The following is a 20,945-nucleotide window of genomic DNA, read 5'->3' as shown; positions in this document are numbered from 1 at the left end:
CGTCTGTGCACAGCTTGCGCGCTGGTCAGCAGGTCGAGTCGCTGGTCCTGCGACGATCATCCGTGACTAGGAGGTGTCATGGACCGTCTCGACGGGGTGTGGACTCCCCCCGCTCACACTGACCAACTCCCGGTGCTGCGATCTCAGCGGGCGCTGGTAGCGAGTCTCATCACCGATGTTGTCGAGGTGAAACGGCGGTTGGTTAGCGTCGACCCCAGTGAATTCTGGCGGTCGAGCGCGCAGTTGGCATACCGAGAGAGGGTGGGCGAGATTGTGGCAGATTTGCAGATCGTGTTGAATCTTCTGGACGAGGCGCAGGACTACCTGTGGCAGAACATCGTCCACCTGGAGTCGCAGTAATGAACGAGATCCCCGGTGACGGGGGAAGCGGCCTGACTGTTTCCGTGGGGGGAACCACGATCGTGTCAACCGATGTCGTCCTTGTCGCGGCCGAGATGCTTCGATTTACTGCGGGCCAGGCCGAAGACTTCCGCATGAGGCTAAACAATATCCGCGAGTTGGACGCCCCAGGCGCAGACTGGAGGTGGACCCCGCGGGACGCCGGATTGCCGCTGCTCTGGGCTAGTGCGGCGCTCGGGAGAATGCAGCAGCGCAGCGGTGACGTCTCTGCAGCCCTCGTCCTTGCGGCCGAACTCTACGGCTGGGCTGAGAGCAGCGCTCTGCGATTGGCCGTGCTGGGGAGCGCGAAGGTCGGCCATGACATCGGGACTCTCCTGAGGCTGTCGTTTTTCATTTGGCCCGCGCCGCTGGCACTGGGAGTCGCGACTGCACTGGGGCTGTTTACCAGGGCAGCGTCATCGGGGCTGGGAAAGAGCGCGGCGGGCAAGGGGCTCGTTGTCGACCAAAGGTTCCTCACGGACCCGCGGACGGTCATGTTGGCGAGGCTACTCGTCTCCTCGCTTGACGACGTGGCCCTGGGCGCATTGGGAATGCCTCTGGGACTTGACCTGTTGCTCGGCGATACCGGCCTGGGCGTGACGGGTGTCTCCAGTACTGCACTCCTCGTTCTGGCCAGTGCGCGCGCTCAAGGGCTGTTTCGGGAGGGGCCGGTGACTGTGAAGCCGGTAAGCCTTGTGCCGTCAGTGGTGCCGCCCACCGGAGTCGCAGATCTGGCCAAGCGCATTCCGAAGGCTGTCCCTGGACAGCCTCAGGTGCGCATCGAAAAATATGTCGACGGTGGCCAGGCGTCATGGGCTGTGTATGTCGGTGGAACGGTCGACTGGGAGGCGGTCGCTACGACCGAGCCGTGGGACCTCACCGCGAACGTGGCTGCGATGGCCCAGGAGAATGCCGGATCATTCGACGCTGTGATGGAGGCGATGCAGGCCGCCGGCATTCAAACAGATGATCCGGTGGTCGTGGTCGGCCATTCGCAGGGTGGCCTGGTCGCTACTCAGGTAGCTGCCACCGGCGCGTATGACGTTCAGGCGGTTGCGACCTTTGGAGCACCCGAAACGGCGGTGCCGGTGCCGTCCGGCGTGGCCACCCTCACCGTTGAGCACAAGGACGACATCATCACGGCGGCGGGCGGGGCCAGCATGGTCTACTCGGATGACCGCGTGACCGTGCGCCGTGAGGTCTTCGCGACGACCGACCCACCCGCCGATACCGCCCTTCCGGCCCACCACCTCGACACCTACCGCGAGACGGCGCTGCTCATAGATGCCTCTCCGGAGGCGAACCTGCAGGGCTTTCGCGACACCGTGACCGGACTTCTCGGGAGCGCGCCGGGCGAGGCCGTGTTGTGGCGCGGCGTTCGCTTGCCGGGAGGACCTGCGCAAGAGTAGGACGCGCGCGGGTGCGGCCCGATCAGTCGCGCGCGGTGACCGGGCGCAGAATGAGTCCGAGCAGCCAGGAAACAATACCGAGTACCAGTGCGCCGAGCACGCCCCACCAGAAGCCGTCGACGACGAGGCCGAAGCCCAGAAACCCGGAGAGCCACGCCACCAGGAGTAGGAGCAGTCCGTTGACGATGAGTGAGAACAGGCCCAACGTCAAAATGTAAAGTGGAAAAGCCACGACGCGCAGCACACCGCCGACCACGGTGTTGACGAAACCGAAGATCAGCGCAATGAGCAGATACGTGAGCACGTTGGCACCCACGTCCGGCGCGTAGGGCGTGACGTGCACGCCGGTCACGAGTAGTGCGGTGAACCACAGGGCTACCGCAGTGACGATCAGTTGGATCAGAAATCTGGCCATGCCCCCACTATCTCACCGGCTCGTGGCGAGCGAAAGTCCGACGAACATTCATTCGTCATTGCGAATATATCCGGGCGTAGACTCGCCGAGTGAGCCTCTCAGACCGACCCTCCGTCCGCCTGCGCCCGGAGATTATCGCCCTCCCGGCCTACAAGCAAGGCAAGCCGGCCGATGCCAGTGCCTACAAGCTCTCCAGCAACGAGAACCCGTTCGACCCGCTGCCCGGGGTCATCGCGGCGGTCACGGCTGAAACGGCCTACAACCGGTACCCGGATGCCTCTGCACTGGTTCTGCGCGAGCACCTCGCCGCCAAGCACAGCATCGGCGTCGATCAGGTGCACATCGGTTCCGGGTCGGTGGCCCTGCTGGCCCAGCTCATTCTCGCGGCCGCTGGCCCTGGCGATGAAGTGCTCTACTCCTGGCGGTCGTTTGAGGCCTATCCCTCACTCGTGACCGTTGCGGGTGCTGTCAGTGTGCGCGTGCCCAACCGCACCGATCACGCCCATGACTTGCCCGAAATGGCCGCCGCGATCAGCGAGCACACCCGGGTCGTAATCGTGTGTTCGCCGAACAACCCCACCGGAACGATCGTGACCAAGGACGAATTCGAGGCTTTCATGGCCGTCGTCCCGACCGACCTGCTGGTCATTCTCGATGAGGCATATATCGAGTTCGTTACCCAAGTGGATGCCGTCAGGGGTCCGCCGCTGCTCGCCCGCTACCCCAACCTGGTTGTCCTTCGCACTTTCTCCAAGGCGTACGGCCTCGCCGGGCTGCGGGTCGGTTATGCGCTCGGTCCGGTAAACATCCTCGACGCCGCCCGGTCGACCGCGATCCCCCTCTCGGTCACCGCGCAGGCAGCAGCAGCCGCGATCGCCTCCCTCAACGCGGAAAAAGAGCTCCTGGATCGGGTTCGAGTCATCGCCGCGCGTCGCGATTCGACCTGGCAGACGCTGATCGACCAGGGCTGGAACATCCCTGCACCCCAGGGCAACTTTCTCTGGCTGCCCACGGGCGCCGAAACGACCAGTGTGGCCGAGACACTCGGCGCGGCCGGCCTGGTTGTGCGTCCCTTCGCGCTCGAAGGTATTCGGATCTCGATCGGTGAGGAGCAGGCTGTGGCGACACTCCTGCTAATGAGCGCGGATCTTGTCGACGCTCTTCCCGCCGGTCACCCGGCACGAAAGATAGGTTAGTACCGTGTCAGCCACCCGAAACGACGCGACTGCATCACGCACTGCTGCAGCGCCCACACCTTTTGGTCTCGATGGGGCAGAGACCTGCGTGCGCATGATTTCCCCGACCGGGGAGTTCAAGCCGAACGCCGCCGCCGAAGAGTTTCTGCCCTACCTCAACCGGATCACCGAGGCTGACCACCGACTTTTTTACCGCGACATGGTCGTGGTGCGTAAGTTCGACGCCGAGGCGGCCAATCTGCAGCGTCAGGGCCAGCTCGCTCTCTGGGTTCCGAGCCATGGCCAGGAGGCCGCACAGGTGGGATCCGCCTACGCCACCCGGCCGCAGGACCATGTGTTTCCCTCTTACCGGGAGCACGTGGTCGGCATGATCCGTGGCCTTGACGTTGTGGACATTCTGCGGATGCTGCGCGGTGTCACCCTCGGCGGCTGGGTACCCGAAGAGCACGGAAACTTTCACCTCTATACCCTCGTGCTCGCCTCGCAGACCCTGCACTCTACCGGCTATGCCATGGGCATGCAGCTCGACGGTTCGACCGCGACCGGCAACCCGGAGGCCGATCAGGCCGTCATCGTTTACTACGGCGACGGAGCATCATCGCAGGGCGACGCCAACGAGGCGCTCGTTTTCGCGGCGAGCTACCAGACGCCGCAGGTGTTCTTTCTGCAGAACAACCACTGGGCTATCTCGGTGCCCGTCGCCCGTCAGTCCCGCACGCCGCTGTACCTGCGTGCCGGCGGTTTTGGAATGCCCGGCACGCAGATCGACGGCAATGATGTGCTCGCGAGCTACGCCGTCACGGCAAAGTCGATGGATGACGCTCGCGCCGGCCACGGCCCGTCACTGATCGAGGCGCTGACCTATCGGGTCGGTGCACACACCACCGCCGACGATCCGACCAAATACCGTGACCCAGAGGAACTCGCCTACTGGGTCGCCCGCGACCCGATCGCGCGCTTTCGCAGCTACCTGAAGGGTTTAGGCGTCGAGCAGCAATTCCTCGACGACGTCGACGAGGAAGCGGCCGACTTCGCCGCCGACACCCGACGTCGTGCTCTCGAGATCACCGGCCCGGAGCAATCGGTGATTTTCGACAACGTCTACGCCGAACCGCATCCGCTCGTGGCGGAGCAAAAAGCCTGGCTGGAACGCTACGAAGCATCCTTTGACGAAGGCAAGAACTGATGACCGCTGCACTAGACACGAGCGTGGCGTCCGCTTCGCTACCGATGACCAAGGCTCTGAACGCCGGGCTGCGTCGCGCGATGCTCGACGACCCCAGAGTCCTGCTGATGGGCGAGGACATCGGCCCCCTCGGTGGAGTATTTCGGGTCACTGAGGGCCTCATCGCCGAATTCGGTGACAAGCGAGTGCTCGATACGCCGCTGGCCGAATCCGGCATCATCGGCACGGCAATCGGCCTGGCCATGCGCGGGTTTCGCCCGGTCTGCGAGATTCAGTTCGACGGATTCGTTTTTCCCGGCTTCGACCAGATCACGAGCCAGCTCGCTCGCATGCGCAACCGCCACGAGGGCGGGCTCATCATGCCGGTGGTCATCCGTATTCCTTACGGCGGACACATTGGCTCGATCGAGCACCATCAGGAGAGCCCGGAAGCCTACTTCGCGCACACCCCCGGGTTGCGTGTAGTCAGCCCCTCCAATCCGCACGATGCCTACTGGATGATGCAGGAAGCCATCGCCAGTGATGACCCGGTGATCTTCTTCGAACCCAAGAGCCGCTACTGGCCCAAGGGTGAGGTGCGCTTTGATGAAAGCGGAACACCCCTGCACGCCAGCCGTGTGGTGCGGGCCGGCACCGACGTCACCGTAGTCGGTCACGGCGCCATGGTCAGCGTGCTGCTGCAGGCCGCCGAATTGGCCGCCACCGAGGGCATCAGTCTGGAGGTGATCGACCTACGCTCGATCTCTCCGATCGACTACGGACCGATTCTGAATTCCGTGCAGAAAACCGGTCACCTCGTGGTCACCCAGGAGGCCCCCGGTTTTGTCAGTGTCGGCAGCGAGATCGCCGCCACGGTCGCCGAGCGGGCGTTCTACACGCTCGAAGCGCCCGTGCTGCGCGTCTCCGGCTTCGACACGCCCTTCCCTCCAGCGGCGGTCGAGACGCACTTTCTGCCGAGCCCCGACCGGGTGCTCGAAGCCGTGGACCGCGCTCTCGCTTACTAATTGGCACTAATACACTTCAAGAAAGGCACCTTATGAGCGTGTCGAAATTCACCCTCCCCGATGTCGGCGAAGGCCTGACCGAGGCTGAAATCGTCGAGTGGAAGGTCGCGCCCGGCGACACCGTGACGATCAACCAGGTTCTGGTCGAGATCGAAACAGCCAAGTCCCTGGTCGAGCTGCCGTCGCCGTTCGTTGGCGTGGTCGCGGAGATTCTGGTCGCGGCCGGCACGACCGTCGACGTGGGTACCCTCATCATCACGATCAATCCCGATGCCAACGCGAGTGGAGATCAGCCAGCGGCAGCTCCGACAGCGGATGCCGTCGCATCGGCCGCCGACTCTTCGGCCACAGATACGAGCAGCACGATCAGCGATGAGGCGCGGGAACCGGTGCTCGTCGGCCGCGGTGCCGCCGCCACTATGCCGACCCGTCGGCGTCGGCACACCGGCGCGAGCGTCGCCCACGAGACGCTCGCGCCGGAAGCCACGGCGCGAGCGCGCGCCCAGCCGCTGGAAACGGCCCGGCGCGCGGCATCGGTTGGACCGGTCATGGCGAAGCCGCCGATTCGGAAGCTTGCCAAGGACCTCGGCGTCGACCTCTCCCTCGTGGAGGCGACCGGGCCGGTTGGCGACGTGACCCGCGAGGACGTGCTGCGCGGTGCGACCCAGGCCAGCGTGTTCCGCAACATCCAGACGCCGGAATGGCCGGTCGATCGCGACGAACACATTCCGGTGAAGGGCGTGCGCAAGGCCATCGCGCAGGCGATGGTGAAGAGTGCTTTCACGGCCCCGCACGTGAGCCTGTTCGTTGACGTCGATGCCACCCGCACCATGGAATTCGTCAAGAGACTCAAGGCGTCCACGGACTTTGCAGGCATTCGCGTGTCGCCCCTGCTGATCATGGCCAAGGCCATGATCTGGGCCGTGCGGCGCAACCCCACGGTGAACTCGACCTTCACCGATGAGGAAATCATCGTGCGGCACTACGTGAACCTCGGCATCGCAGCAGCGACCCCGCGCGGGCTGATCGTGCCCAATATCAAGGAAGCGCAGGACATGAGCCTGCTCGAGCTCGCGGCCTCCCTCGAGAAACTCACCCTGACCGCGCGCGACGGTAAGACCAGCCCGGCCGAGATGAGCAACGGCACGATCACGATCACTAATATCGGCGTGTTCGGCATGGACACCGGCACTCCCATTCTCAACTCGCCGGAGGCCGGAATTGTGGCCCTCGGCACGATCAAGCAGAAGCCGTGGGTCGTGGACGGTGAGGTACGGGTGCGGTACGTGACCACCATCGGTGCCAGCTTCGACCACCGCGTTGTTGATGGCGATGTGGCGAGCCGTTTTCTCGCCGACGTTGCGAGTATCATCGAGGAACCCGCGCTGCTGCTCGAATAGGGAGTCTGTCCGGTAATGGTTTTGACAATCATTATCAACAGGGCTACGTTCGAGGAATGCACAAGAGATATTTCGTCGTTCCCGCACTCCTCGCGTCTGCCGCCCTTGCCCTCTCCGGATGCTCGGCCGAAACGACCGCGAACGCCGACGGCGCAGCTGCCGACCTCAAGATCGTCGCCACGACCACCCAGGTCGCCGATTTCACCCGCAACGTGGTCGGCGATGCCAGCGGTGTGAACCTGACCCAACTCATTCAGCCGAACCAGAGCGCCCACAGCTACGACCCGTCCGCGGCCGACCTGACCGCGCTCGGTGCGGCCGATGTGCTCGTCATCAACGGTGTCGGACTTGAAGAGTGGCTCGACGACGCCATTGACGCCTCCGGCTTTGACGGAGTCACGATTGATGCCGATGAGGGCATCAACATCTCCGAGGTTGGGGCTGGCGAGGATCACTCCACCGACGAAGCGGATGCCCACACTGACGACGCCGAGGACGCGCGCGCCGGGGAAGCCGAGCATACCCACGAGGGCGGCGACCCGCACATTTGGACGGACGTGCACAACGCCGAGACCATCGTGCAGACGATCACCGACGGCCTCACCGCCGCCGACGAAGGAAACGCGGTGACTTTCGTGTCGAATGCGACGGCGTACACGGCCCAACTCAATGACCTCGACGAATGGATCCGCACCAACGTCGACACGGTTCCGGAGAGCGAGCGACTCCTTGTGAGCAACCACGACTCCCTCGGCTACTTCACCGCCGCGTACCACATCGATTATGTCGGTTCGGTGATTCCAAGCTTCGACGACAACGCCGAGCCGAGCGCCGCCGAGATCGACGCCCTCGTCGCGGCCATTACGGCGACCGGCGTCACGTCCGTCTTCTCCGAGGCATCGCTCAGCCCCAAAACCGCCAAGACGATTGCGACCGAAGCTGGTGTTACCGTCTACTCCGGCGATGACGCGCTCTACGTTGACTCGCTCGGCCCGAATGGAAGCGCTGGCGATACCTACATCAAGGCGCAGCTGCACAATGCCACGCTCATGCTCGACTCTTGGGGCGTCACGCCCTCTGCACTGCCCGCCGACCTGCAATAGTTAACACGTGATCGAGAACACTTCTCAAGTGACGCCCCCAGCGGACGCTGCCGCTGCTCTTCGAGTGGCGACGGCGTCGTTTGCGTACGGCACAGACCCCGCGCTGACCGGCATCGACTTCACGGTACTGCCCGGCCAGGCCGTTGCCCTGATCGGCCCGAACGGATCGGGTAAATCCACACTGCTCAAGGGTATCCTCGGGCTCATCACCCGCACGTCCGGTACCGTCGAGGTGCTTGGACAGTGGCCGGCGCCGGCCGGCTACATCGGCTACGTGCCCCAGACCGACCAGCTTGACCCCCACTTTCCGATTTCACTCGAGCAGGTCGTCATGATGGGCCGTTACCGCTCCCTCGGCTGGTGGCGCATGCCAACCAAGGCCGATCGCCGAGCCGTGGCCGAGGCGCTGGAGACCGTCAGCCTGGGCAATCGCGCGAAGACACGCTTTGGTGAGCTCTCGGGCGGGCAGCAGCAACGTGGTCTGCTTGCACGCGCCGTCGCATCCGCCCCGCGGTTGCTTCTGCTCGATGAGCCCTTCAACGGCCTCGATCAGGTCAACCGGGACGCACTCATCGAGACCGTGAAACGGCTCAAAACGCAGGGCGTCGCCGTGCTCGTGTCGACCCACGACCTTGACCTCGCGCGCGCTGTCTGCGAGTGTGTGCTGCTGCTCAACGGCGCTCAGGTAGCGTTCGGGCCGCGCGATGAGGTCTTGACGCTCGCCAACGTACAGCAAGCATTTGGCTCCGTCGGTGTGGAAATGGACGAGCACACCATCGTGGTTCCCGGCCACGGAGGTCACTGAGTGGATGTCTTCACGCCACTGATCACCGCCTTCGACCTGCCCTTCATGGCCAGGGCGCTGCTCGTGCTCGTCGTTCTCAGCCTCGTGGCGGGACTCGTCGGTGTGCTCGTGAACCTGCGTGGGCTGGAGTTCATCAGTGACGGACTCACCCACGCGGTCTTTCCCGGTGTGGCCATCGGATTTGTCTGGGGCGGCCGCGACGGGCTGTTCGTTGGAGCCATGGTGGCGGCGCTCATCGCCGCCGTCGTACTCACTGTGATCGTCAAGCGTGCGGTCACGTCGGACGCCGCGATCGCCATTGTCTTCACGGCCATGTTCAGCGTGGGGATCATCGTAGTTTCACGGGAAACAAATTATGTCGGTCAGTTGGACGCCCTGCTGTTCGGGCGCTTGCTGACCGTCAGCCCGGCCGAGGTGAACCAAACCGTTGTGGTCTGCCTGATCGCCCTGATCATCGTGGGGTTCACCTTGAAGGAGCAGGTCTTTCGGGCTTTCGATCGTGAAGGCGCGGCGGCGGCCGGCTACCGGCCGCTCCTGCTCGACATCCTCCTCAACGTCGCCATTGCCCTCGTCGTAGTGGCCGCAAGCAGCGCTGTGGGCAACCTGCTCATCCTGGCCGTGCTGATCGTGCCGGGCGCAGTCGCCCGCCTCGTGACCAATCGGTTATGGCTGCTCTTTCCGGTAGCCGCCGGCTTCGCCATCCTGGCCGCCTGGGTGGGGCTGACGCTCGGCTACGAAGCATCGGTCAACGGTGGCGTCGACCTGCCGAGCGGAGCCACCGTCGTGCTCGTGCTCGTCGCGGGCTACGTGCTGGCCCTGGTCGTGCGGCTCGCACTGGAGCGAATCGGCGGCCCGCGTCGACAGCGCAGTGTCGTATCGGTGGCCCACTGATGGGCTACTTCGAACAGGCCCTCCTGGCCGCACTGCTGATCGGGGCGCTCAGTGGCCTTGTCGGCACCCTGGTGGTGCTGCGCCAGCGCACCTTCTTTGCCCAGGCACTCACCCACGCGACCTTTCCGGGAGCGGTCGGCGCGGCGATTCTCGGAGTGAGTATTCCGCTCGGCGCCGCCGTGGCGAGTGTCTTCATCGTGGGCGTCATGACGATGATCGGGCGGGTCAAACGTCAGGGAAACCAGGTGGCATCTGGCATTCTGCTCACCGCCGGATTTGCCCTTGGCGTGCTGCTGCAGGGGCTCAATCCGTCCCTGCCGGTCAAGGTCGACTCGTACCTGGTGGGTTCCATTCTCACGGTGACCGGCAATGATGTGGCGCTCGTGGCCAGCGTGCTGGCGTTCGCCGTGCTGGCCATTGTCTTTCTGGGCAAGCAGATCATGTTCTCGACTTTCGACGTGAACGGTTTCCGCGCGGCTGGCTATCGAGAGTGGCCGATCGAAGTGCTGACCCTGGTACTCATCACGGCCACCGTTGTCACCGCGATGCCCGCAGTGGGGGCCATCCTCGCCATCGCCCTGATCGCTGCCCCCGCTGCCGCCGCCCGGCTCGTTTCGCGCACGACCACCCAGATGTTCATTATCGCCCCCCTGCTCGGCGCCCTCGCCGGACTGGTCGGCGTGCTGCTGTCGCGCTCACTCGACGTCGCGGCCGGCCCGGCAATTGCCCTCACTGCCGTCGCGCTGTTCCTGCTCGCCCTGCTGCTGCGGCGGCTGGTTAGCGCACGGCTACCCCGCGAAGCGGATGCGCGCCGGCCACCGCGAATATCGCTACGGTTGATGTCATGAAGCGAAACACCTGGCAGCGTGAGGCCGTTCGGGGTGCTCTCGGCGCCAACGACGGCTTCATCAGCGCGCAGGCGCTGCACTCCGCCCTCCACTCGACCGGATCCCCAATCGGTTTGGCGACGGTCTACCGCGCCCTGGCCGATCTGGCCGTCAAGGGCGATGCCGACTCACTCCAGTCGCCGGAAGGCGAGAGCCTGTATCGCGCGTGCAGCACCAACGACCACCACCACCACCTGATCTGCCGCAATTGCGGTCTCACGGTCGAGATCGAAGCGGATGCCGTCGAAACCTGGGCCAAGGACGTCGCCGCCCAAAACGGGTTCACCCAGGCCGCCCATGTCGTTGACGTGTTCGGGCTGTGCACCGCCTGCACTGCCCAAGCCGCAGCATCCGCTCGGTGACGCGAAGCGTCTCGACGGCCCGCCGGAGTGCTGGCCGGTAACAGCATTGTGGTCCCGCACTTTCGACGGAGATTCGGGGACGAATTTGCACTGCGTCCCGGGAGCCCGTATCGTAGAGGGTTGCTGCGCCTCTGCGCGCGCATTGCGAGTTGTTCATTTATGTTCAGCCCGCCGACAAGGGATCTTGGGAAGGGCATTCGCCCTTCGGTAATGGAGGAAACCATGGCATCTGTTTGCCAGGTGACCGGAGCTGTTCCCGGCTTCGGACACAACATTTCGCACTCGCACCGACGCACCAAGCGTCGTTTCGACCCGAACGTTCAGAAGAAGACGTACTACGTGCCGTCGCTTCGTCGCAAGGTCACACTGACCTTGTCCGCAAAGGGCATCAAGGTTATTGATGCTCGTGGCATTGAGAGCGTCGTCAAGGACGTTCTCGCTCGTGGGGTGAAGATCTAATGGCTAAGGCTCATGACGTACGTCCGATCATCAAACTTCGTTCCACGGCTGGAACCGGTTACACCTATGTGACCAAAAAGAACCGCCGCAACGACCCCGACCGTCTCGTGCTCAAGAAGTACGACCCGGTTATCCGCAAGCACGTTGATTTCCGTGAGGAGCGCTAAACATGGCGAAGAAGAGCATGATTGCCAAGAACAACCAGCGCAAGGTCATCGTCGAGCGTTACGCCGTCAAGCGCCTTGAGCTCAAGAAGGCCCTGGTTGACCCTGCCGGCACCGACGAGTCGCGTGAAGCCGCTCGCAAGGGCCTGCAGAAGCTGCCGCGTAACGCGAGCCCGGTGCGCCTGCGCAACCGTGACGCCGTTGACGGTCGTCCCCGTGGCCACCTCTCCAAGTTCGGCATCTCGCGCGTTCGTTTTCGCGACATGGCGCACCGCGGCGAGCTGCCCGGCATCACCAAGTCCAGCTGGTAACTCCTTCTGGCAGCCGCTGAAGCTTGTCTTCAACGGCTTCTGAAACATCCAAACGGGATGTCGACTCTTGGTCGGCATCCCGTTTCGTTTGTCCCGCTCGGCGGCCCCTCGTTTCGCGGAGAGCGAAAATCGGGAGCCTAAGAGGCAGAAATAGCCCTGAAATGGTTGAAAATCGCCGTAAATCCGCGGATTTTGGCGGATCGATGCTAGATTTCAACTCGGTCGATCCGACCAGCGGGGCTTCTCTTCGAGGAGCATCCGTATTACGAATATCGCTGTTTATACAGACGAAGGTCCGAGGAGGACACTCAATGGCTGACAAGTCGCTGAACAAGACCGAGCTCGTTGCCAAGGTTGCCGCTGACTCCGGACAGAGCCAGGCCGCCGTTGACGGCGTTCTGAACGCATTCTTTGCAACCCTGGCCGAGACCGTTGCCGCTGATGGCAAGGTCACCATCCCGGGATGGCTGGGCGTCGAGCGCACCGCCACCGCAGCTCGCACCGGCCGCAACCCGCAGACCGGCGAAGAAATCGCCATCGCTGCCGGCCACCGCGTCAAGCTGACCGCTGGAAGCAAGCTCAAGGCTGCCGCCAAGTAGCTTTTGCTCTAAAAAAAAGGGGCGTCGACCATGGTCGGCGTCCCTTTTTGGTGCCCCAGGGCATCCCTTTGGGAACCGCCAGGAATTGCGCGCGCGACGGATGCTCAGGGCCGGGCGAATAAGCTGGGTGGGTGCCTCGTATAGTCCGCGTTCTCGGACCGGCAGCCCTGCTGCTGGTCGCTGTGCTGTCCACCCTTGTCGCCCTGGCCTATGGCGGTGGCGCTTCAGCCCAGCTCCTCGCCGATCCGGGACCGGTGGTGCGCTGGGGACTGCCCATCGCCAAGCTCGTGGTCAACCTCGCGGCAGCCGGAACGATCGGTGCCCTCGTGCTCACCCTGTTCGCGCTCAGTCCCAAGGAACGCGAGTTCGGCACCGCCCTGGACTTCGCCGCGGCGTCCGCGGCACTGTTTGCCGTCGCATCCGCTGTCACGGGCTTTCTGACCTTTCTGCAGGTCACCAATGTGCCAATCGGTATCAGTGATCAGTTCAGTGCCACGGTCGGGCAGTTTTTCAGCCAGATTGAACTGGGGCAGGCCTGGCTCGCGACGACCTTGATCGCCGCCGGCGTCACCGTATTGTGCTTCGCCGTGCGCAATCACACCGCGCTGGTTTTTGTGACCGTGCTGGCGCTAACCTCCCTGCTGCCCATGGCTCAGCAGGGTCACTCAGCGGGCGCGTCCGGACACAATGCCGCGATCACGGCCCTCGGGCTGCACCTCGTCTTCGCGGCGATCTGGCTGGGTGGCCTGCTCACCATTGTCGTGCTGCGTACCCAGTTGGACGGCGAACGCATCCGCCAGGTGATCGGGCGGTATTCCTCGCTCGCCCTGGTCTCTTTCATCGTGGTTGCCGCGTCCGGCTATGCCAGCGCCGAACTGCGCATCGGCAGCTGGGACAACCTTCTCAGCCCCTACGGCCTGCTGGTGCTCGTGAAGGTCGCCGCCCTCGTCGTCCTCGGCGGGTTCGGCATTCTGCAACGCCGGTTTTTCATCAAGCGGATGCAGCGGAGCGGACCATCGAACGGCCGCTGGTTCTGGTGGCTCGTCGTGACCGAGCTCGGCTTCATGGGCCTCGCGTCGGGTGTGGCTGCCGCGCTTGCCCGCACGGCGACGCCCGTCGCCCAGGTGGTCGCAACGGAGATTCCCCAGTCAACGCCGGCGCAGATTCTCACCGGTGAACTCTTGCCGCCCGAACTCACCTTCTCGCGCTACTTCACCGAGTGGAACTTCGACCTCGCCTGGATTCTGTTCTGTGCCTTCGGCATTTTCTTCTACCTCGCCGGCGTCTGGCGGTTGCACCGCCGCGGCGACGCCTGGCCGATCTACCGCAGCGTGCTCTGGGTTCTGGGCATGCTCACCCTGTTCTACATCACCAACGGTGGAGTGAATGTGTACGAGAAGTACCTGTTCTCCACCCACATGCTCGTGCACATGGTGCTGACCATGCTCGTGCCCTTGATGCTCGTGCCTGGCGCCCCGGTAACCCTCGCCGCGCGAGCGATTGCCAAGCGGCAAGACGGCAGTCGGGGCGCGCGCGAGTGGATCCTCACCGCGGTGCATTCGCGCTTTGCCGGCATCGTCGCCAACCCGATTGTCGCGGCCGTGCTGTTCGGCGTCTCACTGTGGGTGTTCTACTACACCTCCATCTTCAGCTGGGCCACCACCGACCACATCGGCCACCTGTGGATGATCGTGCACTTTCTGATCACTGGCTACCTGTTCGTGCAGTCCCTGATCGGCATCGACCCGGTGCCGTACCGCCTGCCGTACGCCTTCCGACTGCTCTTGCTGCTGGTGACGATGGCCTTCCACGCGTTTTTCGGCCTCGCCCTGATGAGCGGCACTGGGCTGCTCCTGGCCGACTGGTACGGAGCGATGGGCCGTACCTGGGGAGTGTCACCAATCGCCGATCAGCAGATGGGTGGCGGCGTCGCCTGGGGAATCGGCGAACTGCCGACCTTTGTGCTGGCCGTCGTTGTCGCGATTATGTGGAGCCGTGACGACACCAAAGTCACGAAACGGCTGGATCGCACGGCGGACCGCACCGAGGACGCGGAGCTCATCGAGTACAACGCGAACCTGGCCCGCATTGCCGAGCGCGACGCCCAGACCCTTAGCTAGCCGTGCCTAGTGCAGTTGGATGGCGAGGGCGCCGCTAGGCTGAACGACTGCGCTGAGCCCCATCGTGAACGGTACGTCTTCGTCGCGGGTGCTGATGTCGCCGTCGAACAGTGACTGTACCTTCACCACGATGTGGGCCTGCCCGGGAGTAGCGACCATCTCAAAGGACAGCTCGCCGGCTGTGAGTGTGACAGTGGGGTACGCGGTGATCGACCAGGCCGGAGTGCTCTCGATGCGGTCGTCGATCTGGATGCCCCACGGGCAGCTGGTCGGTTGCAGCACCGTCTGCGTGGCGCACTCGTCGAGGAACTTGTTCAGCTCGGACTGTACCTGGCTCACCATGGCCTCGTTCGGTAAAGCGTTGACCTCCACTGCGGTGGGACCGTCTTCCGTCACTCGCACAGTGTTCTTCTCAGCGGTCAGCATGGCCGACTCGTGTTCGAGCGTGTAGCGATTCGGGGCGAACGCGAGATACGCGGCGGACGTGGAGAAGGTGGCGGGGGCATCCGCTGCACTGTGGGCGCGCGTGTCAAGGCTGAGGCCGTTGACCGTAAACGATCGTTCGTGCAGTACCGAGACCTGCAGCACGGCAAGGGGGCTGGTGCTGAACGTCCAGGCGTTGAAAACGCCGGCGAATGAGCCCGCCCGCTCAACAGTGAACGCCATGCTCGACGCGGTTCCGTTCAGATCGAAATCAAATATCACGGTCTGGGCGGTTCCATCGTCGGCGGCGGGCGTAGCCGTCGCGCTCGCGAGTTCGATATTGTCGAGGCCGCTCAGAACAGATGCCCGCAGCAGCGTCTCGGGCAGACCTTTCGCGACCTCGTCGGTGAGCCCCCAGACGGCCAGGTCGGTTTTGCTGGGCATGACGCCATCGAACGCGAGGGCGCCGACCGTGTCGCCGCGGGCCAGGGCGTCGAGGTATTGTTCGACAAAGCCGCCGGCGTTGTAGACCGTGCGATTGAGGGCGCTGATGGTGCCCGCGAGGCCGACGGCGAGCAGCCCGGCGACCACCACAATGGCGAGAACGGCCCGGAGCAAACTGCCGCGGCGCCCGCTCGCCCGATGCTGTTCGGCCGGAATGGTCACTTTAATATTGTATGGGGAGGTGGGTCGGCCGGACGGCCAAGCGCCGGCTCGTGCCCGTGCGCGCTGCTGGCGGCTACAGTGGAATATTGCCTGTGCCGATTACCCCGTGCAGCGCTCGCCTGCCAAAGAAAGTGTGCCGTGTCCGAGATTCCGCTCAGTCGTGAACAGGCGCTGGTCTTCGCGGCGATCGAGGGCACCAAGCAGAACGTGTTCGTTACCGGTCGGGCCGGCACCGGTAAGTCGACCCTGCTGAACCACCTGTCGTGGAACACGAGCAAGCAGATCGTGATCGCAGCGCCCACCGGTGTCGCCGCATTGAACGTGGGCGGCCAGACCATTCACTCGCTCTTTCGCCTGCCGATCGGTGTGATTGCCGACAGCCCGATTGATCAGAACGACCAGGTGCGCAAGCTTCTCAACACCATCGACACCCTCGTCATCGACGAGGTCTCGATGGTCAATGCCGATCTCATGGACGCGATCGACCGCAGCCTGCGCCAGGCCAGGCAACGACCGTTTGATGTATTCGGCGGAGTGCAGATCGTGCTGTTCGGCGACCCGTACCAGCTAGCCCCTGTACCGGGCGGCCCGGACGAGCGCGCCTATTTCGCCGACCACTACCGGTCGATGTGGTTCTTCGATGCCAAGGTGTGGCGCGACGCCGAACTGCGCATCTTCGAGCTCACCGAAATTCACCGGCAGCGCGACAACGACTTCAAGCTCATGCTCAATGCCGTTCGGCACGGGCAGGTCACTCCGGAGATCGGCGGAGCCCTCAACGGCGCGGGGGCGCGAACGCCGCCGAGCGAGGGCGTGATCACCCTCGCGACCCGCAACGACGCGGTGAACCGCATCAACGCATCCGCTTTGAAGAAGCTGTCAGGTAAATCGCTCACCGCGAAGGCCGACATCACCGGGGATTTCGGCGGTAAGCAGTTTCCGGCCGACGAGGTGCTCGAACTCAAGGTGGGCGCGCAGGTGATGTTCCTGCGCAATGACTCGCCGCTGGATGGCGGCCCGCGCTGGGTGAACGGCAGCATCGGCACGGTGACCAAGGTCACCTCGACCGTGTTCGTGGACATCGACGGCGACGTGCACGAGGTCGAGCCGACTGTGTGGGAAAAGTACAAGTACACCTACAACGCCGCGACCAAGAAACTGAGCCGGGATGTCGTGGCGGAATTCACGCAGTTTCCGCTGCGGTTGGCTTGGGCGGTCACCATTCACAAATCGCAGGGTGCCACTTACGCGCGGGCCATTGTCGATCTCGGTGCGCGAGTGTTCAGCCCCGGCCAGACCTACGTGGCCCTGAGCCGGCTGACCAGTCTGGACGGGCTGTACCTCACCCGCCCGCTGCGGCCGAGCGATATCATCGTCGATGAGAACGTCAAGCGGTTCATGAACATCGAGGTTGTGCCGCCGGTGGCTGACTTGGCCGGGCTGGACGCGTCGAGTTCGCACCCAGACGACCCCGAAGTCTGAACTGGTGCCCGGCCGGTGTGAATACGGCCGGGGCAGCCGTACGGCACGGATCTATTAGTGGGACGAGTGGACGCCGCTCGGAGCTCCGTGCGGAACGGCATAGAGACCGGCATTCGTTGCAGCCAACGCGGGCGTCGTGAGGCCGGAAACGACCAGCCCGGCCACGACCAAGGCGGTGAGAAAACGCCAGCCCCCTGGCTGGGCCACTGTCCTGGTGCGCTCGGAGACGGCTGCCGGTGACGCGTGGGCTTTTTTACGGATGATGACGGCGAGCGAGCCTGCGAGATAGAGATTGAACAGTGAGGCGATCACCATCGGGTACATCGGCAGGCCGGTTTCCGCGGCGGAGACGCCCAGGCCGCTGCCCAGGGTTGCCGTTGTCGCAAAGACCAGGACGGGAATCAAGGTTGCGCCGAAGGCCACCCGGATCGCGACCGGTCTGCTTTGGGAGAGGGTGACGACCGCCCAGCCGAGTTCGGTGAGACCGAACCCGACCAGGAGGATCGACAGCGGAAGAGGAGCTCCCGCCCCGACGGCGAGGTGAATCAAGGCTGCGCCGATAGCGGCGAAGCCGAGCCACATGCGGATGACGGGGGTCATGACAGCTCCTTTCAGTGGGACAAATCGAAGTGATGGAATGACGTGGCTGAGGACAAGCCGACTAGGCGTTTACGGAGTTATGGACGTGCTTGTCGGCGGTCAGTCCGACGCCGAGCAGCACGATCGCGCTGGCGAGGTGAAGGAAGTGGTCAGCCGTGTTCAGGGCCAATATGTTCAGCGCCGTATTCACCAGGAAGAACCCGACAATACCGAGCAGCAGGTAGACCGCACCGATTGTGGTGTTCGTCGCCTTGGCCGCCGCAACGTTTGACAAGCCGGCGATCAACAGTGCAGCACCGATGAGGAGGTGGACGACGTTGGCAAATGGATTGACCATGAAGAGTCCAAGAACCAGTCCGCCTTCAGTTGCGAGGAAATCGACTCCGCCGGTGACGGCGAAACCAATCAATCCGACGAGGAGATAAACCACGCCGAAGATAGTAGCGAGCAGACGATTAGGTGATGTGCGCATTTCAGGTGCCTCCTGTTTGTTTCACGGCTTACCCGTGGTTGCTATGAGTTCGGAGCTCCATCAACTTCGGATTGGTACCAATTGTGCCCCTAATCTCCCCTTTTGGGTGTCGGTGCATCAACGAATCGCATCGCCAATAGCGTGGCACCCAATTTGGATGCCACGCTATGGAAACGGTCTGGCGGTTGTATTACGACTTGGCGTGGCGGCGGTTCGTGATTGCCCCGTAGATCAGGAGCACGATGAGCGATCCGACGATCGCGAGGACCCACGTTGTCAGGGAGAAGAACTCGCCCAGGTTGACGTTGAACAGGAGCCCGCCCAGCCACCCACCGAGGAAGGCTCCGATGACTCCGAGCAGCAGGGTGATGAACCAGCCTCCGCCCTGCCGGCCGGGCAGGATTGCCTTTGCGATGGCGCCAGCGATGAGACCGAGTAAGAGGAATCCGAGGAAACTCATGAGAACTGCCTTTCCGTTGGTCATGCTGTTAGTGGGTCGGCGTTGCGATACGGGCACATCCCCGTTCGCGTGAACGTACCCGTGTGCGTGCGTGTCGTCAATGGTGCACGCGTATCGATTCGAACGGACTCACCGAACGGCTGCCCCCAGTGTTCGAGCGGGGGAAACCCGCGTAATGCGATTCAATCCAGCCAGTAGTCATCATCGATGTACGAGTGGCCAAGGGTGGGAGTTGACTCGATGGGGTCAGGGAGATCCTCGGCAAAGATGGCTTCCAGCTTTACGATCGAATGTGCCGTGATCAGAAGTGAGGTCTGCGAACGCAGGGAACTGAATATGTCGACGAAGCCGCCGCCGCTGTGCACTGCTGCCGTCATCGCTGCTTTGAGAGCCGATACGTTGTAATCGCCGGAAAGGTAGAACCAGTCGTCGTTGATCGTCAGGCGGTAGCTCTGCATTGCATGGTCCATTTCGTTAGTGCAGGGTAATGGCAGCGTCCGAGGCGACCTGTCGGCGGCTCAACACCAGCCGGTTATTAGAACCTGGCTGACCCTAGGAGCACGTCGAACCGCAAGCGCGTCTTTCAATATACGGGAAATAATTCAAAGAATATACTACTCATTCGTTAAGAAACTCTGAAATTGATCCACCCGCTACACTGGCAGGACAGAGCGGCTGGGACGGGCCGATTTGCGGGCCTGCAGCGCGGGCGAAACAAACAGACCAGAGGTCGGAGAACGTATGGAACTCGATATTTCGACACGCATCGGGGATGGCCTGTCAGCATCCGCTGTCGCGTTTCTTCGTGGAATGGACCGCAACCGCAACCGCGTCGCTGCGGAAACCAACCTGACGGGGAGTGAGCTGCGAGCCCTGGCCCGAGTCGCTGAAGCCGGGAGCATCACGCCTAAGTTGCTCGCGGAATCAATGGAGATGACGACGGGTGCCGTGACCGCGATTTCAAATCGCCTGGTGGCATTGCAACTGGTCACTCGGGTGGCCCACCCGCACGATCGGAGAAGCCTGCTCTTGCAACTGACCCCCGCCGCAGAACAGATCGCCCAGAAGGTTTACAGCGACTTCCAAGCATTGATCGCTCGTGCCGCGCGTGACGTCAGCCCGGATGATCAAGTGCGTCTGGGAGCGCTGCTGACAGCGATGGCTCTCGTGGTCGAGTCGGATGCGGATCTGATCCAGGCGGGGCCGGCCAGGTAGCTGCCTACGGGTGGCGTGTTCCGGCTCCGGCCAGAAGTGCGCGGTAGCCCTCTCGATAGGTGGGGTAGGTGAAGGTGAAGTCGGTATCCCGCAGCAAGCGGTTGCTGAGGATCTTGTCCCCGCCGCGCTGACCTTCCCGCGTGGATGCTGGCACTGCGGACGTGTCCAGAGCTAGTTCGGGCAGGCCGAGCTCAGCGGCCAGAAAGGTCAGCACCTCGTTACCGGGGACCGAGGCATTGTCGACGCCGAGGTATAGGAGAGCCGGCTGTTCCGGGCGCAGCAAGAGGTGCACGATCGCGGCTGCTGCGTCGTCCCGGTGGATGCGGTTGGTGTGGCGTGACTTCGCGGAGAGTTTAGCGCCAGCTCGTACCTGGTTGATCAGTCGTTCGCGACCGGGGCCGTAGATGCCGGCCAGGCGCAGAACGGTGGCGGTGGGTATGCGCGAGTGCAGCATCCGCTCGGCGTCGAACACGATGGAATCGGTGCCCGGCCTGGGGTTCGCGGGGGTCTGCTCGTCGACCCGGCTGCCGTCGTTAATGTCGTAGACGGCCGTTGATGAGACCAGCAGCACGCGGCGGGGCGTGACGCGGGCGTCATCGAGTGCGTCGAGCAGGTTGCGCAGGCCGTCCAGGTACGCGGCTCGGTAGGCCTCGATCGTTGGGCTTCCAGCGGAGATGGCCACGACTACGAACTCGGTGACTGGTGGAATGACGGGCTTTTTGATGCTCAGGTCGATGGATTGGCCGGTGATTTCTGCAGGGAGCACGCTCGCCTCGCGACGCAGCCCGACCACAGCGTGCCCCAGCCGGGCAAATCGCAGGCCAACCTCGGTGCCGAGGTCGCCGCATCCGGCAATGAGTACCGTCATCTGTCTCCTTGTGTTCGGTGACAACGCTAGCTGGCTTCGGCGCCGAATG

25 protein-coding genes are annotated in these 20,945 nt (G+C 63.5%); 18 read left to right on the top strand and 7 right to left on the bottom strand.

Going from position 1 to position 20,945, the window contains the following annotated elements:
* Positions 1-78: 78 nt before the first annotated feature.
* Together E3T39_RS03450 and E3T39_RS03445 are read left to right on the top strand one after the other, a co-directional pair.
* Positions 79-360 (top strand): hypothetical protein, encoded by a 282-nt coding sequence (locus tag E3T39_RS03450; RefSeq protein ID WP_134513354.1) that lies wholly within the window; start codon positions 79-81, stop codon positions 358-360.
* Entirely contained in the window at positions 360-1,808 is a 1,449-nt protein-coding gene (locus E3T39_RS03445) for an alpha/beta hydrolase (RefSeq protein WP_134513353.1), read from the top strand. Before E3T39_RS03450 ends, E3T39_RS03445 begins: the two co-directional genes overlap by 1 nt.
* Before the next feature lie 22 nt (positions 1,809-1,830).
* Here the strand turns inward: E3T39_RS03445 and E3T39_RS03440 are convergent, their stop codons facing one another.
* Positions 1,831-2,223 carry a phage holin family protein gene (locus tag E3T39_RS03440; RefSeq protein ID WP_134513352.1) on the bottom strand — a complete coding sequence of 131 codons (393 nt, stop codon included), beginning with the start codon at positions 2,221-2,223 and terminating at the stop codon, positions 1,831-1,833.
* A gap of 89 nt (positions 2,224-2,312) precedes the next feature.
* On the opposite strand from E3T39_RS03440, the gene E3T39_RS03435 reads away from it, so the two are divergent.
* The 14 genes from E3T39_RS03435 (at position 2,313) to E3T39_RS03370 (ending at position 14,710) form a co-directional block, all read left to right on the top strand.
* Positions 2,313-3,419 (top strand): histidinol-phosphate transaminase, encoded by a 1,107-nt coding sequence (locus tag E3T39_RS03435; protein WP_134513351.1) that lies wholly within the window; start codon positions 2,313-2,315, stop codon positions 3,417-3,419.
* 94 nt (positions 3,420-3,513) lie between these two features.
* Complete coding sequence (locus E3T39_RS03430; protein ID WP_134513504.1) at positions 3,514-4,605, top strand: thiamine pyrophosphate-dependent dehydrogenase E1 component subunit alpha; 1,092 nt, start codon at positions 3,514-3,516, stop codon at positions 4,603-4,605.
* The gene (locus E3T39_RS03425) at positions 4,605-5,609 is read left to right on the top strand and encodes an alpha-ketoacid dehydrogenase subunit beta (RefSeq protein ID WP_134513350.1); all 1,005 of its coding nucleotides are present in this window, start codon (positions 4,605-4,607) and stop codon (positions 5,607-5,609) included. Before E3T39_RS03430 ends, E3T39_RS03425 begins: the two co-directional genes overlap by 1 nt.
* A gap of 32 nt (positions 5,610-5,641) precedes the next feature.
* Positions 5,642-7,009, top strand: coding sequence for a dihydrolipoamide acetyltransferase family protein (locus E3T39_RS03420; RefSeq protein ID WP_134513349.1), 1,368 nt, complete (start codon positions 5,642-5,644; stop codon positions 7,007-7,009).
* Between the two features lie 56 nt (positions 7,010-7,065).
* Positions 7,066-8,112 carry a metal ABC transporter substrate-binding protein gene (locus tag E3T39_RS03415; RefSeq protein ID WP_134513348.1) on the top strand — a complete coding sequence of 349 codons (1,047 nt, stop codon included), beginning with the start codon at positions 7,066-7,068 and terminating at the stop codon, positions 8,110-8,112.
* A 28-nt stretch (positions 8,113-8,140) separates the two neighbouring features.
* Entirely contained in the window at positions 8,141-8,917 is a 777-nt protein-coding gene (locus E3T39_RS03410) for a metal ABC transporter ATP-binding protein (RefSeq protein ID WP_134513347.1), read from the top strand.
* Complete coding sequence (locus E3T39_RS03405) at positions 8,918-9,808, top strand: metal ABC transporter permease (protein WP_134513346.1); 891 nt, start codon at positions 8,918-8,920, stop codon at positions 9,806-9,808.
* On the top strand, positions 9,808-10,656 hold the full coding sequence (locus E3T39_RS03400) for a metal ABC transporter permease (RefSeq protein WP_134513345.1): 849 nt from the start codon (positions 9,808-9,810) through the stop codon (positions 10,654-10,656). The genes E3T39_RS03405 and E3T39_RS03400 overlap by 1 nt, the downstream gene beginning before the upstream one ends.
* Positions 10,653-11,057, top strand: a complete 405-nt coding sequence (locus E3T39_RS03395) for a Fur family transcriptional regulator (protein WP_134513344.1) — start codon at positions 10,653-10,655, stop codon at positions 11,055-11,057. The genes E3T39_RS03400 and E3T39_RS03395 overlap by 4 nt, the downstream gene beginning before the upstream one ends.
* Positions 11,058-11,279: 222 nt before the next feature.
* On the top strand, positions 11,280-11,516 hold the full coding sequence (gene rpmB / locus E3T39_RS03390; protein WP_035835252.1) for a 50S ribosomal protein L28: 237 nt from the start codon (positions 11,280-11,282) through the stop codon (positions 11,514-11,516).
* Positions 11,516-11,683, top strand: a complete 168-nt coding sequence (rpmG, locus tag E3T39_RS03385) for a 50S ribosomal protein L33 (RefSeq protein ID WP_035880539.1) — start codon at positions 11,516-11,518, stop codon at positions 11,681-11,683. Before rpmB ends, rpmG begins: the two co-directional genes overlap by 1 nt.
* 2 nt (positions 11,684-11,685) lie before the next feature.
* A complete protein-coding gene (gene rpsN, locus E3T39_RS03380; RefSeq protein ID WP_092110538.1) occupies positions 11,686-11,991 on the top strand; it encodes a 30S ribosomal protein S14 in 306 nt (101 codons plus the stop codon).
* 311 nt (positions 11,992-12,302) lie between these two features.
* Complete coding sequence (locus E3T39_RS03375; RefSeq protein WP_035835256.1) at positions 12,303-12,590, top strand: HU family DNA-binding protein; 288 nt, start codon at positions 12,303-12,305, stop codon at positions 12,588-12,590.
* Between the two features lie 131 nt (positions 12,591-12,721).
* Positions 12,722-14,710 (top strand): bifunctional copper resistance protein CopD/cytochrome c oxidase assembly protein, encoded by a 1,989-nt coding sequence (locus E3T39_RS03370; RefSeq protein ID WP_134513343.1) that lies wholly within the window; start codon positions 12,722-12,724, stop codon positions 14,708-14,710.
* 6 nt (positions 14,711-14,716) lie between these two features.
* On the opposite strand, the gene E3T39_RS03365 is transcribed toward E3T39_RS03370, so the two are convergent.
* Complete coding sequence (locus E3T39_RS03365) at positions 14,717-15,799, bottom strand: hypothetical protein (RefSeq protein ID WP_134513342.1); 1,083 nt, start codon at positions 15,797-15,799, stop codon at positions 14,717-14,719.
* A 138-nt stretch (positions 15,800-15,937) separates the two neighbouring features.
* On the opposite strand from E3T39_RS03365, the gene E3T39_RS03360 reads away from it, so the two are divergent.
* Positions 15,938-17,281 carry an ATP-dependent DNA helicase gene (locus E3T39_RS03360; RefSeq protein WP_174845086.1) on the top strand — a complete coding sequence of 448 codons (1,344 nt, stop codon included), beginning with the start codon at positions 15,938-15,940 and terminating at the stop codon, positions 17,279-17,281.
* 54 nt (positions 17,282-17,335) lie between these two features.
* Here E3T39_RS03360 and E3T39_RS03355 read toward each other — a convergent pair whose 3' ends face one another.
* From E3T39_RS03355 to E3T39_RS03340, 4 genes are all read right to left on the bottom strand, one after another.
* Positions 17,336-17,881 (bottom strand): hypothetical protein, encoded by a 546-nt coding sequence (locus E3T39_RS03355; RefSeq protein ID WP_134513340.1) that lies wholly within the window; start codon positions 17,879-17,881, stop codon positions 17,336-17,338.
* Between the two features lie 61 nt (positions 17,882-17,942).
* Complete coding sequence (locus tag E3T39_RS03350) at positions 17,943-18,353, bottom strand: DUF4383 domain-containing protein (RefSeq protein ID WP_134513339.1); 411 nt, start codon at positions 18,351-18,353, stop codon at positions 17,943-17,945.
* A 190-nt stretch (positions 18,354-18,543) separates the two neighbouring features.
* Positions 18,544-18,813, bottom strand: a complete 270-nt coding sequence (locus E3T39_RS03345; RefSeq protein ID WP_134513503.1) for a GlsB/YeaQ/YmgE family stress response membrane protein — start codon at positions 18,811-18,813, stop codon at positions 18,544-18,546.
* 182 nt (positions 18,814-18,995) lie between these two features.
* Positions 18,996-19,283 carry a hypothetical protein gene (locus E3T39_RS03340; protein WP_134513338.1) on the bottom strand — a complete coding sequence of 96 codons (288 nt, stop codon included), beginning with the start codon at positions 19,281-19,283 and terminating at the stop codon, positions 18,996-18,998.
* A gap of 271 nt (positions 19,284-19,554) precedes the next feature.
* On the opposite strand from E3T39_RS03340, the gene E3T39_RS03335 reads away from it, so the two are divergent.
* Positions 19,555-20,028, top strand: coding sequence for a MarR family winged helix-turn-helix transcriptional regulator (locus E3T39_RS03335; RefSeq protein ID WP_134513337.1), 474 nt, complete (start codon positions 19,555-19,557; stop codon positions 20,026-20,028).
* 4 nt (positions 20,029-20,032) lie between these two features.
* Here E3T39_RS03335 and E3T39_RS03330 read toward each other — a convergent pair whose 3' ends face one another.
* Complete coding sequence (locus E3T39_RS03330) at positions 20,033-20,896, bottom strand: NAD-dependent epimerase/dehydratase family protein (RefSeq protein ID WP_134513336.1); 864 nt, start codon at positions 20,894-20,896, stop codon at positions 20,033-20,035.
* Positions 20,897-20,945 lie beyond the last annotated feature (49 nt).

It is taken from the genome of Cryobacterium suzukii, assembly GCF_004403185.1.
In the GTDB taxonomy this organism is placed as follows: domain Bacteria; phylum Actinomycetota; class Actinomycetes; order Actinomycetales; family Microbacteriaceae; genus Cryobacterium; species Cryobacterium suzukii.
The sequence above is the reverse complement of the archived record's forward strand: the minus strand, read 5'-3'. Positions and strand labels throughout refer to the sequence as shown.